The sequence below is a fragment of the Glycomyces albidus genome, from assembly GCF_009451885.1.
GTDB lineage: Bacteria > Actinomycetota > Actinomycetes > Mycobacteriales > Micromonosporaceae > Glycomyces > Glycomyces albidus.
Map to the genome: position 1 here is coordinate 57,488 of NZ_WIAO01000025.1, position 13,623 is coordinate 71,110.

General features: G+C 72.5%; 10 protein-coding genes. 8 read left to right on the plus strand and 2 right to left on the minus strand.

Annotated elements, in window-relative coordinates:
• Positions 1 to 107 precede the first annotated feature (107 nt).
• Positions 108 to 3,407 carry a DUF4132 domain-containing protein gene (locus tag GFD30_RS28025; protein WP_153026677.1) on the plus strand — a complete coding sequence of 1,100 codons (3,300 nt, stop codon included), beginning with the start codon at positions 108 to 110 and terminating at the stop codon, positions 3,405 to 3,407.
• A 238-nt stretch (positions 3,408 to 3,645) separates the two neighbouring features.
• Here the strand turns inward: GFD30_RS28025 and GFD30_RS18550 are convergent, their stop codons facing one another.
• Positions 3,646 to 4,587, minus strand: coding sequence for an aldo/keto reductase (locus GFD30_RS18550; RefSeq protein WP_227996598.1), 942 nt, complete (start codon positions 4,585 to 4,587; stop codon positions 3,646 to 3,648).
• A complete protein-coding gene (locus GFD30_RS18555) occupies positions 4,584 to 5,849 on the minus strand; it encodes an ROK family transcriptional regulator (protein ID WP_153026679.1) in 1,266 nt (421 codons plus the stop codon). Before GFD30_RS18555 ends, GFD30_RS18550 begins: the two co-directional genes overlap by 4 nt.
• Before the next feature lie 70 nt (positions 5,850 to 5,919).
• Between GFD30_RS18555 and GFD30_RS18560 the strand changes: the two genes are divergently transcribed.
• From GFD30_RS18560 to GFD30_RS18590, 7 genes are read left to right on the plus strand one after another with little or no spacing between them, the layout of a single operon-like run.
• Entirely contained in the window at positions 5,920 to 7,017 is a 1,098-nt protein-coding gene (locus tag GFD30_RS18560; protein WP_153026680.1) for a Gfo/Idh/MocA family protein, read from the plus strand.
• On the plus strand, positions 7,014 to 8,492 hold the full coding sequence (locus GFD30_RS18565; RefSeq protein WP_153026681.1) for a sugar ABC transporter ATP-binding protein: 1,479 nt from the start codon (positions 7,014 to 7,016) through the stop codon (positions 8,490 to 8,492). Before GFD30_RS18560 ends, GFD30_RS18565 begins: the two co-directional genes overlap by 4 nt.
• On the plus strand, positions 8,489 to 9,487 hold the full coding sequence (locus GFD30_RS18570; protein ID WP_153026682.1) for an ABC transporter permease: 999 nt from the start codon (positions 8,489 to 8,491) through the stop codon (positions 9,485 to 9,487). Before GFD30_RS18565 ends, GFD30_RS18570 begins: the two co-directional genes overlap by 4 nt.
• Positions 9,484 to 10,485 (plus strand): ABC transporter permease, encoded by a 1,002-nt coding sequence (locus tag GFD30_RS18575; protein WP_153026683.1) that lies wholly within the window; start codon positions 9,484 to 9,486, stop codon positions 10,483 to 10,485. Before GFD30_RS18570 ends, GFD30_RS18575 begins: the two co-directional genes overlap by 4 nt.
• Positions 10,486 to 10,502: 17 nt before the next feature.
• Positions 10,503 to 11,699, plus strand: a complete 1,197-nt coding sequence (locus GFD30_RS18580) for a substrate-binding domain-containing protein (protein WP_153026684.1) — start codon at positions 10,503 to 10,505, stop codon at positions 11,697 to 11,699.
• Complete coding sequence (locus GFD30_RS18585) at positions 11,696 to 12,535, plus strand: sugar phosphate isomerase/epimerase family protein (protein WP_153026685.1); 840 nt, start codon at positions 11,696 to 11,698, stop codon at positions 12,533 to 12,535. The genes GFD30_RS18580 and GFD30_RS18585 overlap by 4 nt, the downstream gene beginning before the upstream one ends.
• The gene (locus GFD30_RS18590) at positions 12,528 to 13,529 is read left to right on the plus strand and encodes a sugar phosphate isomerase/epimerase family protein (protein ID WP_153026686.1); all 1,002 of its coding nucleotides are present in this window, start codon (positions 12,528 to 12,530) and stop codon (positions 13,527 to 13,529) included. Before GFD30_RS18585 ends, GFD30_RS18590 begins: the two co-directional genes overlap by 8 nt.
• The last annotated feature ends 94 nt before the right edge of the window (positions 13,530 to 13,623 follow it).

Below are 13,623 nucleotides of genomic sequence, written 5' to 3' on the forward strand. Positions count from 1 at the left end.
AGCCGGCGCTCCAGGGGCCCCGCCGCGGCGATCCGGCCGGCCCTCGCCCGGCCCGCCCCTCCGCCGGCCGCCGGGCCATGTCGCACTCCGCTCCTATGCTCTTGGGCGTGAACCTCATCGACTCCTCATCGGTCCCCGGGGAAGACGCGATCGCGTACCCGGACTCGTGGACCCCGCACCTCCTCGACCGGCGCGGACGCGGCGAGCCCCGCAGTGTCACGATCGATCCCGATGCGCCGCAGCGGCTCGTGGACCTGTACGCCGAGAAGCAGAAGGCGTTCGAGGGCCCGCTCACGGCGGTCGCCGGCGACCCGCTCGGGGACCTCCTGCGCGCCGGAATCGCGCAGGAGGCCGACCCGCTCGCGGCCGCGTTCGCAGCGGCCGCGATGGTGCGGCATCACTACCAGCAGCGCGCGTCGATCCACGACACCGCGCTCCACGCCTGGATCGCCCGGCACGGCCTCGGCTTCGCCGCCGCAGCCATGCTCGAGCTGTACGCGAACGGCCTGACCTGGTTCCGGTCCTCGCAGCACCCCGCGAACTCCGTCGTGAGGTACGAGCCCGCCCCGATCCACGACGTGGTCCGGTACGCGGTCGCCTCCCGCCAGGCCCTCGCCGACCTCCGCTCGCTCCTCGCCGCCATGCCCGATGCCGAGTACGAGGCGGCGAGGGACGCGCTCGGGGCGCGCCGCACCTCGGACGCGCACCGGTTCGTGAGCGCCGCCCTCATGCCCGACCAGGAGGACTGGGTCCGCGACGCCTGCGTCGCCTACGCCGGGCGGCGGTACACCCCCTACGGCGCGAACCTCGTCTGGACGTTCCTGTCCGACCCTGAGCACCTGGAACTCGCCGGCGTCCGGTTCCTCGACGATCCCCAGTACGACCCGGCCGCGGTCGCCCGAGCCGTCGACGCCCTCGGCGTCGACGCGCTCGCGCTCCTCACCGACTCCCTGGAGCAGACCTCGACCGCCGACTTCCGGGGCCACCTGTACGACGCGATCGGCCGCCTGCCTTCGGAAGCGGGCATCGCGTACCTCCTCGAGCGGACCATCCGGCCACAGGCGCTGACAGCGCTGCGCGAGGCCGCCGCGCGGTTCCCGGTGCGGACCCTCCGCGCCGTCGCCTCGATCGCCCCCGGCGCTTCACTGCACGCCCGGGCCCGGATCTCAGGTCTCGTCCGCGAATTCGGCCTCGACTCACATCTGTCCGATCTGGACGACAAGCGGCGGGCGCAAGTCGAGGAGCTCCTGTCCGCCACCGCGAGGCGCCAGGTCGCCGACGCGCTTCCCGACGTCTTCGCGACGCCGCCGTGGACGCCGTTCAGGACGTCCGCGAAGACCGCCGTCGACGGGCTCACGGCCCCGGCCATCGACGAACTCCGCTGGGCCGAGGGCGAACGCGAGGAGTGGGGCACCCTGTCGAAGGACAGCTACCTCCACTACTACCTGCGGCGCGACCCCTCGATGTGGGACAAGGCGATGCCGAATGGCCCGGACCCCGAGCACTACTGGTTCATGGAGCTCCTGGCGTGGGCCGACGACGAGCGCGCCCAGGCCGCGCTGCCGCTGTGGGCGGGGGCGGTGACGACCTGGACCTCCCTCGGGACCCTTCGCGGCATTCTCGCCCGGTACGGTCCGGAGGTCGCGCCGAAGGTCCTCGAGATCGCCAGGAAGCGGCCGTCGTTCCGGGCCGTCATGCTGCCCTTCGTGAACCAGGACGCGGCTCGCATCGCCGCCGACCTGGTGTCGCGGCCCCGCGGGGACCGGGCGCTCGGGCGGGCCTGGCTCGACCGGCACGCCGCGGCGGCCGCGGCGCTGCTCGTCCCCGACGCGCTCGGCAAGGTCGCCAAGCAGCGCCAGAGCGCCGCCGACGCCCTGAAGTACCTGGCCGCGTCGAATCGCGCCGTGCTCGACGAGCAGGCCGCCGCGTACGGCCCGGCGGCGGCCGAAGCGGTCGCCGCGATCGTCGACGCCGACCCGCTCGACCCCCAGCGCCGCGTCCCCAAGCCGCCGGCCTGGGCCGACCCGGCGATGCTCCCGGCGGTGCTGCTGCGCGGACGCGAGGCTGCCCTGCCCGACGCCGCCGTCCGCACCCTCATGTCCGCGCTCGCGCTGGACGACCCCGAACGCCTGTATCCGGGGGCGGACCTCCTTGCGGCCGAGTGCGACCCGGCGTCGCTGACCTCGTTCTCGTGGGGCCTGTTCGAGCTGTGGCTCTCGGCAGGGTCGCCGTCGAAGGACGGCTGGGCGATGGACCAGCTCCGGCGGTTCGCCGACGACCAGACGGTGCGCCGCCTGACCGCGCTCATCCGCGAATGGCCGGGCCAGAGCCAGAGCCGCAAGGCCGTCCGCGGCCTGGAGGTCCTGGGCCACATCGGCACCGAGACCGCGCTGCGGGCGGTGCAGGCGATCGCCGGGAACGCGAAGTTCAAGGCGCTCAAGAAGACCGCGGCCGCACAGATCGAGGTCATCGCCGAGCGCCTGGAATTGAGCACCGACCAGCTCGCCGACCGGCTCGTGCCGGATTTCGGGCTCTCGTCGGACGAGCCGCTGGTCCTCGACTACGGGCCGCGGCGGTTCACGGTCAAGTTCGACGAGAACCTGAAGCCGTTCGTGGTCGACGGCTTGGGCAAGCGCCGCGCGGGCGCCCCGAAGCCCGCGGCGGCCGACGACGCCGAGCTGGCCCAGCCGGCGTACGAGCGGTTCACGTCGCTGCGCAAGGAGCTCAAGGCCGCCGCGGTGGACCAGGTCAAGCGGCTCGAGACCGCGATGGTCGACGCCCGCACGTGGACCGTTCCGGAGTTCCGCCGGTACCTGGTGGAGCACCCGGTCTCGTGGCAGCTCACCGGCCGCCTCGTCTGGCAGTGCTCCACTGGGGACGGCTGGCGCTCGTTCCGGCTCGCCGAGGACCGCACGCCGGCGGACTCGGAGGACGAGCCGTTCGAGATCCCCGAGGACGCCGAGGTGCGCATCGCCCACCCGGTCGGGCTGGGGGACGAGGTCGCGGCGTGGGGCGAGATCTTCGCGGATTACGAGATCCTGCAGCCGTTCGAGCAGCTCACTCGGCGCGTCTTCGCGCTCACCGACGAGGACCGCGCGACGGGGCGGGTCGTGCGGTTCGAAGGCGGCAAGACCGGCGCGGGCCCGATGGTCGGGCTGCTCAAGCGCGGCTGGAAGTACGGCAGCGCCCGGCCCGGCCCGCACGGCTACGGGATCTTCCGCGAATTTCCCGAGGGCGGCTACCTGCTGCTCGAGTCGGACCCGGGTGTCCACCCCGGCTACGGCTACGACGAGGGCGAACAGACGCTCACCCGGGTTGAGATCGGCCTGCCCGAGACGGGCGAGATCGACCCGGTCCGCCTCTCGGAAGCGCTATTGACCGTGTCGCGACTCACCCGCAGCGCGTAAGGTGATGCCCGGCGGGTTGTCGGACCCGCCGGGCACTCTTGAAAACCGGGGGCCCAGCCCCGAGGCCCCGTGAGGACTTGTGCGGTGCCCGGCGGTCGCTGAGCGCAGTCGGCCGCGGCCCGCGGAATGTCGGACCCGTCGGGCACCCTTGAAAACCGGGGGCCCGACCCCGAGGCCCCGAAGCGTCTGCGGAGTGCCCGGCGAACGGCCGGGCAGCGGCCGTTCGCCGGGGGTCGTGTCAGATGTGCGCGTCGGGCTTGAGGGCTTCGAGTTCGTCCCAGAGCGATTCGGGGATCTCCACCGCGAGCAGTTCGAGCGTCTCGGCGATGCGCTCGGGGCGGGAGATGCCGACCACTGTGGAGTCGACCAGCGGGGAGCGGGTCGAGAACTGGAGTGCCGCCGCGGCCAGCGGGACGCCCGCGGCCTCGCATGCCTTCGCCATGGCGAAGGCGCTCGCCGCGAACGCCTCGTCGCGTTCGCCGTAGCAGTACTTCGGCTGCTGCGCGGGGCCCTTCGCGAGCATCCCGCCGCCGTACGGCGCCGCGTTCAGGACCCCGAGGCCCTTCGCCCGCGCGCCCTCGAACAGGCCCTGGGCCTCGCGGTTGAGCAGCGTGAACCGGTTGTGGTTGAGGACCACGTCGAACTCGCCCGTGTCGAGGTACCGCTGCGAGACCTCGACCGATCCCGACGCGACCGCGAGGTGGTCGGCCACCCCGGAGTCGCGGATCTCGACCAGCGCCTCCAGTGCCCCGCCGGGGCCGAAGCCGTCCTGGTCGGGTGACATGAACTCGGGGTCGTGCAGTGCGAGGATCGGCAGGTGGTCGACGCCGAGGCGCTCCAGGCTCTCCTCGACCGAGCGGCGCACCCGCGCCCCGGAGTAGTCGCCCGTCTCCGGATCGGCGTCCACTTTGGTCTGGAGCACGAACCCCTCGGGCAGGCCGCCGCGGCGTCGGATCGCTTCGCCGACGCGCCGTTCGGCCAGGCCGTCCTTGCCGTAGTTGTTGCCGGTGTCGAGGTAGTTCACCTCGCTGTCGAAGACCGCGAGGATCGTCTCGACCGCCCGCTCCTGGTCCACGTCGTACCCGTAGGTCTCGGTGAACCCGGCGATCGTGCTCGTGCCGATGCACAGGGGGCCGACTTCGAGTCCGGTCTTGCCGAGGGTGTTGCGCTGCATGGTCATCCGTTCGTCTTGTGGCTGGTCGGTTTCAATGCGCCGGTGCCCGCGTCGAGGCGGGCGGGGTCGAGGGCGTGCTCGATGACCATGACGCCGGCGCCGATCGCGCCGCTCGACTCGCCGGTGCGGGCGGCGGCGATGCGCAGGTGCCTGGTGGCCAGCGGCAGCGAGCGCTGGTAGATGACCTCGCGGACGCCCGCGATGAGGTGGTCGCCCGCGAGCGCGAGGGAGCCGCCGATGACGATGATCGACGGGTTGAAGAAGTTGACGGCCCCGGCGAGGACTTCGCCGATGTCGCGTCCGGCCTGGCGGACGCGGCGCAGGGCCGGGACGGACCCGGAGCGGGCGAGTTCGACCACGTCGAGGGAGCCGCCTGCGGGGATGCCCTCGGCGGTGAGCTTGGCGGCGATCGCGGCGCCGGAGGCGACGGCTTCGAGGCAGCCGGTGTTGCCGCAGCGGCAGTGGGCGTCGTCGGCGCCGGCGACGCGGATGTGCCCCATGTCCCCGGCCGCGCCCTGGGCGCCGCGGTAGACCTGGCCGCCGGCGATGATGCCGCAGCCGATGCCGGTGGCGGCCTTGATGAAGAGCAGGTGCTCGTATTCGGGCCAGGCGGTGAAGTGCTCGCCGAGGGCCATGATGTTGACGTCGTTGTCGACCAGGACCGGCACCGGGATGCGTTGGCGCACATAGGAGGGGACGTCGAAGCCGTCCCAGCCGGGCATGATCGGCGGGTTGACGGCGCGGCCGGTGGAGTGCTCGACGGGGCCGGGCAGGCCGATGCCGATGCCGAGGAGGTCGCGGACGGGGCGGCCGACCTCGTCGAGGAGCTTGCGGCCGTGCTCGACGACCAGGTCGAGGACGGCCTCGGGTCCGAGGGCGATCTCGAGGTCGGCGTTGACGGCGGTGAGGACGTTCCCGGCGAGGTCGGTGACGGCGAGGCGGGCGTGGGTGGCGCCGAGGTCGGCGCCGAGGGCGATCTTCGCGGCGGGGTTGAACGCGAACGTGGCCGGGGGCCGGCCGCCGGTGGAGGCGGTCTCGCCGCTGGGGGCGATGAGGCCGGCGGCGAGGAGGGCGTCGACGCGGCCGGTGACGGTGGAGCGGGCGAGCCCGGTGAGCGCGGACAGTTCGGACCGGGTGCGCGGCACGCCGTCGCGCAGCAGCTGGAGGAGGGTGCCGGCCCCGGCGGCGGCCGCTGGGGCCGCGCGGCGCCGCTCGGTCGAACCATCTGTCACAGCACTAGTGAACCACACGGGTTCCGACGTACTCATGTCATAACTGTTTCATAACACGGACAACTTTTGCTTGTGCTTCGTCATAAGTCTGCCCTACGGTCGTCATATGGCTCACGTCACGATCACTCGGCCGACGACGTACCGCGCCGCCGTCATCGGCACCGGCTTCATGGGGCGGGTCCACTCCCACGCCATCGCCGTCGCCGGCGGCACCGTCGCCGGGATCGCCGGCTCGACCCCCGAGCGGGCGCGCCGCGCCGCGGCCTCGCTGCGGGCCGAGGCGGTCTTCGACGACATCGGCGCGCTCATCGACGCCGCCGACGTCGTCCACGTCTGCGTCCCCAACCACCTCCACGCCCCAATCGCGCTGGCCGCCATCGCCGCCGGCAAGCACGTCGTCTGCGAGAAGCCCCTCGCCACCGACCTCGACACCGCCCGCGCCATGACCGAGGCCGCCGCCGAGGCGGGCGTGGTGGCGACCGTCCCGTTCGTCTACCGCTTCCACCCGATGGTCCGCGAGGCCCGCGCCCGCGTCGCCGCCGGCCGGATCGGGCGCCTCACCCTCGCGCACGGCTCCTACCTCCAGGACTGGCTCCTGCGCCCCGACGACGACAACTGGCGCGTCGACGCCGACAAGGGCGGCGCCCTCCGGGCCTTCGGCGACATCGGCTCGCACTGGTGCGACCTGCTCGAGTTCGTCTCCGGCGACCGCATCACCGCCGTCTCGGCGCAGCTCTCGACGGCGAACCGCCGCCGCGGCGGCCGCGACGTCTCCACTGAGGACATCGTGACGCTCCAGTTCGCCACCGCCGGCGGCATGATCGGCTCCACCGTCGTCAGCCAGGTCTCGGCCGGCCGCAAGAACCGGCTCCTGCTGGAGATCTCCGGCACCGAGGCCACGCTCGCGTTCGACCAGGAGCGGCCCGAGACGCTGTGGATCGGCGGCCGCGAGGTCAACGGCGTCCTCATGCGCGACCCCGAGCACCTCAGCCCCGACGCCGCCCGCCTCGCCCGCCTCCCCGGCGGCCACGCCCAGGGCTACCAGGACTGCTTCAACGCCTTCGTCGCCGACACCGGCGCGGCGATCACGGGCGGCGCCCCCGACGGGCTGCCGGTGTTCGAGGACGGCCTGCGCGCCGCCCGCATCGCCGAGGCCGTCGCCGCCTCGGCCCGCACCCGGGACTGGGCGGAGGTGCCGCAATGACGCTCCTCGCCATGCGCGGCATCGACAAGGCGTTCCTCGGCGTCCCCGTGCTCTCCTCAGTGGACCTCACCGTGGAGCCAGGTGAAGTCCACGCGCTGGTGGGGGAGAACGGCGCCGGCAAGTCCACCCTGATGAAGATCCTCGCCGGCGTCCACACCGCCGACGCCGGCACCATCGAACTGGGCGGCCGCGCCGTCTCCTTCACCCACCCGCTCCAGGCCCAGCAGGCCGGGGTCGCCTCGGTCTTCCAGGAGTTCAACCTCCTGCCCGAGCTCACCGTCGCCGAGAACGTCCACCTCGGACGCGAACCGCGCCGCCGCGGCATGATCGACCGCCGCGCCATGGCCGAGCGGACCGCCGCGGTCCTCGCCGACCTCGGCGTCGACGACCTCCCGCCCCAGGCGAAGGTCGGGTCCCTCTCGGTCGCGCACCAGCAGATCACCGAGATCGCCAAGGCCCTCTCGCAGGGCGCCGACCTCATCTGCATGGACGAGCCGACCGCCGCGCTCGCCGACGCCGAGGTCGAGCTCCTCTACGGCCTCATCGGCCGCCTGCGCGAACGCGGCGTCGCCGTCCTCTACGTCTCCCACCGCCTCAAGGAGATCTTCGACCTGTGCGACCGGATCACCGTCCTCAAGGACGGCCGCCTGGTCGACAGCGTCGCCACCGCCGACATCACCCCCGACGACCTCGTCGCGAAGATGGTCGGGCGCCGCATCGAGGCCCAGTTCCCCGAGCGCCTGCCCGGCACCGAGCCCGGCGAAGTCCGCCTCAAGGTCGCCGGCGGCGGGAACGCCTGGATCGACGGCATCGACCTCGAGGTGCGCGCCGGCGAGATCGTCGGCCTCGCCGGGCTCCAGGGCTCGGGCCGCACCGAGATCGCCGAAGCCGTCTTCGGCATCGCCCCCTTCACCCGCGGCTCGCTCGAAGTCGACGGGAAGCCGATGCGGATCACCAAGCCCCGCAAGGCCATCGCAGCCGGCATCGCCCTGGTCACCGAGGACCGCAAAGCCCAGGGCCTGGCCCTGTGGCAGTCGGTGCGCGCCAACGCCCGCATGGTCCTCGACGCGAACGCCCGCGTCCACTCCCGCCGCCGCCTCGCCCGCGTCTCCGAACTGCTCGCCGGCCTCGACCTCGTCGCCCGCGGCGAGGACCAGGAGGTCCGGTTCCTCTCCGGCGGCAACCAGCAGAAGGTCGTCGTCGCGAAGTGGCTCGCGGCCGAACCGGGCGTCATCGTCCTCGACGAGCCCACCCGCGGCATCGACGTCGGCGCGAAGCACAAGCTGTACACCGTGATCCGCGAACTCGCCGCCGAAGGACTCGCGGTGCTCCTCATCGCCTCCGAGCTCATCGAGGTCATCGGCCTCGCCGACCGGATCGTGGTCCTCCACGACGGCCGCATCGCCGGCGAGCTCCCCGCGGGCGCGACCGAGCAGCAGGTCATGGCCTACGCGACCGGAAGGGGCCCGGAATGACCCGCCGCCCGGGCGCCGACCGGCTCGGCACCACCGCCCTCATCTACCTCGCGCTCGCCGGCGTCCTCGCCGCCGGCGCCGTCGCGACCGCGATCGACGGCGGGAACCTGTTCGCCACCGCGAACCTCGTCGACATGCTCACCCGCACCAGCCTCACCGGGTTCCTCGCCATCGGCATGACCCTGGTGATCCTGTGCCGGTCCCTCGACCTGTCGGTCGGGTACACGGCCGCGCTCTCGAGCCTCGTCGCCGCGACCACGATGGACGGACAGGTGGCGAACATCCCGCTCGCGGTCGCCGCGGTCCTGCTCGTCTCCGGCCTCGTGGGCGCGTTCAACGGCGCCGTCACCGCCTACCTCGGCGTCAACCCGTTCATCACCACGCTCGGCACCGGCCTCATCATCAAGGGCTACCTCGACACCCAGTACAAGGGCCCGGCCGGGGACGTGCCGGCGCTGTTCCAGCAGTTCGGGTACACCCGCATCGGCCCCGTCCCGGTCTCCGCGCTGGTCATGCTGGCGCTCGCGGCGGCCGCGGTCTGGTTCCTGCGCTCGACCCGCACCGGCCACCACATGTACGCCGTCGGCGGCGACGTCGAGGTGGCCCGCATGTCCGGCATCCGCACCGGCCGCACCCTCATGTGGGCGCACGTCCTGTGCGGCATGACCGCGGGCGTGGCCGGGCTGCTCCTTGCCGCGCGCTTCGGGACCGGCTCGGCCGAGGCGTACACGAACCTGTACGAGCTCGACGCGATCGCCGCGGTGGTCCTCGGCGGCACGCTCCTCCTCGGCGGCAAGGGCGGCGTCGCCGGGACCGTCGCGGGCGTGGCGATCCTGGCCGTGCTCGACACGGTCTTCAACGTCATGCAGATCGACCCGTTCGCCAAGGACGTCCTGCGCGGCGTCGTCATCATCACCGCCGTCGCGATCTACGCCCGCCGCCAGCTCGACCGCACCGCCCGGCGGCCCCGGTTCGCAGAAGGGAGGGCGTCATGACCCGCGTCCGCGAGCTCCTCGTCCGCGCGACGAACCCGACCGCCACCGTCTTCGTCCTGCTCGTCCTCGTCTTCGCCGGCGTGTTCGCGATGAACCCGGGCTTCTTCGAGGGCCCGTCGCTCATGGCGTTCCTCAAGCAGGCCGCCCCGCTGGTGATCCTCGCGGCCGGGCAGTACTTCGTGATCGTCTCAGGGAACTTCGACCTGTCCGTGGGCGCCCTCGTCGGCGCGCAGGTCGTCATCGCCGCCCGCCTCATCGACGGCGAGGAGTCCCGCACCGTCCCGGTCCTGATCGTCATGGCGCTCTTCGGCATCGCGGTCGGGCTCGTCAACGGGCTCATCACGACCGCGCTCAAGGTCCAGTCGTTCATCACCACGCTCGGGATGCTCCTGGTCCTGTACGGCGCGATCCGGCTGTGGACCGGCGGCGCCCCGACCGGGAGCCTCTCCGAGGCGTTCCGCACGCCCGGGCGGCTCGGCATCGAGAACGTCCCCGTCCTCGGCCAGATCCCGTGGGCGCTGCTCATCATGATCGCCGTCGGCGCCGGCTCGGTCCTGCTGATGCGCACCCGCTTCGGCCGGATCCTCATGGCCGCCGGCGACAACGAGCGCGCCGCGGCGCTCTCGGGCGCCCGCGTCGGCACCGCCCGCACCATCGCATTCATCCTCTCAGGACTGTCGGCGACCGTGGCGGGCGTCCTCATCGGCGGGTTCGCCGGCGTCAGCGCCCAGGTCGGCGACGGCCTCGAGTTCACCGTCATCACGGCGGTCGTGCTCGGCGGCGTCGTCCTCGGCGGCGGGCGCGGCTCCGTCCTCGCCGCCATGGCCGGCGCCCTCGTCATCGAGGCCCTGTTCACGCTGTTCAACCAGATGGCGCTCCCGTCGACGCTCCGGCCCGCCGTGCAGGGCGCCATCATCATCGCCGCCGTCGCGTACGCGGCGCGGCGCCGCACCCGACCCGTTCCGACGACCGCCACCGCAACTCCCACTCCCTCATGAGAAGAAGGTCAACCACCATGCGGACAACCCGTATAGCCGCAGCCGCCGCAGCAGCCCTCGGCATCCTGCTCGCGACCGCCTGCACCACCGACGCCCCCACCGACGAAGCCGAAGACGCGACCACCGAGGAATCGGGCGACGAGTGGTTCGTCCAGGCCGACTACGAGGAGCAGCTCGCCCAGCGCGACGTCGAACCCGAAGGGGACCCGGCGACGCCGTGGCTCCAGGCGATCGAGCCCGAGTGGATCGACACCGCCGAGTTCGCGCAGGAGGGCGGGGACCACACCGTCTGCTTCTCGAACGCGTCGATCTCCAACCCGTGGCGCGTCACCGGCTGGATCACCATGCAGCAGCAGGTCGCCGTGCTCCAGGAGTCCGGCCAGATCGGCGAGTTCCGCCACTCGGACGCCGGGGACGACGACGACCAGCAGATCAGCGACATCCAGGCGTTCATCGACTCCGGTGACTGCGACGCGATCATCATCTCGCCGTCGACCACCGCGACCCTCACGCCCGCCGTCGAGGCGGCGTGCGAGTCCGGCGTCCCGGTGATCGTCTTCGACCGCGGCGTCAACACCGACTGCGCCGTCACCTTCATCCACCCGATCGGCGGCTACGCCTTCGGCGCCGACGCCGCCGAGTTCCTCGTCGACAACCTCGAACCGGGCTCGAAGGTCCTCGCCCTGCGCATCCTGCCGGGCGTCGACGTCCTCGAGCACCGCTGGGCCGCCGCCCAGGAGATCTTCGCCGACTCCGAACTGGAGATCCTCGGCGACGAGTTCACCGGCGGCGACGCCGCCGAGATCAAGAACATCGTCACCCAGTACCTCCAGCGCGGCGACGTCGACGGGATCTGGATGGACGCCGGCGACGGCGCCGTCGCGGCCATCGAGGCGTTCGAGGACGCCGGCAAGCCGTACCCGGTCATGACCGGCGAGGACGAGCTGTCGTTCATGCGCAAGTGGAAGGACACGGGGATGACGGCGCTCGCGCCGGTCTACTCGAACTTCCAGTGGCGCACCCCGGTCATCGCCGCGACGATGATCCTCGCGGGTGAGCAGGTCCCGGCCGAGTGGGTCCTCCCGCAGGAGCCGATCACCGAGGCCGAGCTCGACCAGTACCTGGAGGTCAACGCGGACATGCCGTCGCTGCACTACGCGAAGTTCGGCGGCGAGGACCTGCCGGGCTTCCCCGACGCCTGGCAGGACCGTTGACCCGCATCGGCGTCAACACCTGGGTCTGGGCCTCGCCGCTGGACGACGAGGCCCTGGCCCGGCTCGCGCCGCGCGTGCGCGACTGGGGGTTCGACGCCATCGAGCTTCCCGTCGAGTCCCCGGGCGACTGGGATCCCGCGCGCGCGGCCGAGCTCCTCGAACGGCTCGGCCTCGCCGCCACCGTGGTGCTCGTCATGGGACCGGGACGCGAACTCGTCTCGGCCCCGGCCGAAACCTTGGCCGCGACGCAGGACTACCTGCGCCGGGTCGTGGACGCGGCCGCCGCGGTCGGCTCCCCGGTCATCGCCGGGCCCGCATACGCGTCCGTAGGGCGGACCTGGCGCATCGACGACCGGGCGGCGGCGTACCGGGAGCTGCGGGCCAACCTCCGGCCCGTCGCCGAGTACGCCGCCGCGAAAGGAGTCACGGTCGCGGTCGAGCCGCTCAACCGGTACGAGACGAGCCTGGTCAACACGGTCGACCAGGCCCTGGAGGCGCTCGACGGCGTCGACGGGGCCGCGATCGCGCTCGACGTCTACCACATGAACATCGAGGAGACCGACATTCCGGCCGCGATCGCCAGGGCCGCAGGGCGGATCGCGCACGTGCAGGTCTCGGCGAACGACCGGGGCGCGCCCGGGAACGACCACCTCGACTGGCCGGCGATCGTGCGGGCGCTGGACGCGGCCGATTACGCCGGACCCCTTGTCATCGAGTCGTTCACGGCGCACAATGCGACGATCGCCACCGCCGCTTCGATCTGGCGGCCCCTCGCGCCGACCCAGGACGCCATCGCCGTCGACGGCCTGACCTTTCTGAGGAGCCTTCATGCCTAGACCGATCACCTTGTTCACCGGCCAGTGGGCCGACCTGCCGTTCGAGGAGGTGTGCCGCCTCGCCGCCGGCTGGGGCTACGACGGGCTCGAAGTCGCCTGCTGGGGCGACCACCTCGACGTGCGCCGCGCCGCCGCCGACGACGACTACGTCGCCGAGCGCAAGGCGATCCTCGAATCCCACGGCCTCGGCCTGTGGGCGATCTCGAACCACCTGGTGGGCCAAGCGGTCTGCGACGACCCGATCGACGACCGGCACAAGGCCATCGTGCCCTCGCACGTGTGGGGCGACGGCGACCCCGAAGGGGTCCGGCGGCGGGCCGCCGAGGAGATGAAGGCGACCGCGCGGGCCGCCGCGAAGCTCGGCGTCGACACCGTCATCGGCTTCACCGGCTCGGCCGTGTGGAAGTACGTGGCGATGTTCCCGCCCGTGTCTGAGGCGGTCGTGGAGGCCGGCTACGACGACTTCGCGGCGCGCTGGAACCCGATCCTCGACGTGTTCGACGAGGTCGGGGTCCGCTTCGCGCACGAGGTGCACCCGTCGGAGATCGCCTACGACTACTGGTCGACGCAGCGCGCGCTCGAGGCGGTGGACCACCGGACCGCGTTCGGGCTCAACTGGGACCCGAGCCACATGGTGTGGCAGGACATCGACCCGGCCGCGTTCCTGTGGGACTTCCGGGACCGGATCTACCACGTCGACTGCAAGGACACGCGCAAGCGCTTCAACGGCCGCGGCGGCCGCCTCGGCTCGCACCTGCCGTGGGGCGACCCGCGCCGCGGCTGGGACTTCGTGTCCACCGGGCACGGCGACGTGCCGTGGGAGGACTGCTTCCGGGTGCTCAACGCGATCGGCTACTCCGGCCCGATCTCGATCGAGTGGGAGGACGCGGGCATGGACCGCCTCCGGGGCGCCGCAGAAGCCCTCGAATTCGTGCAGGGCTTGAACTTCGACCGCCCCGAAGGCAGCTTCGACGCGGCCTTCAGCTCCGAATAGGACCGCGGCCCGGCGGCGCCCGAGGCGCCGCCGGGCCCGCGCCCGGTCAGGTCGCCCGACCGCCGATCGCGCTGTGCCCGATCGGCAGTGCCGG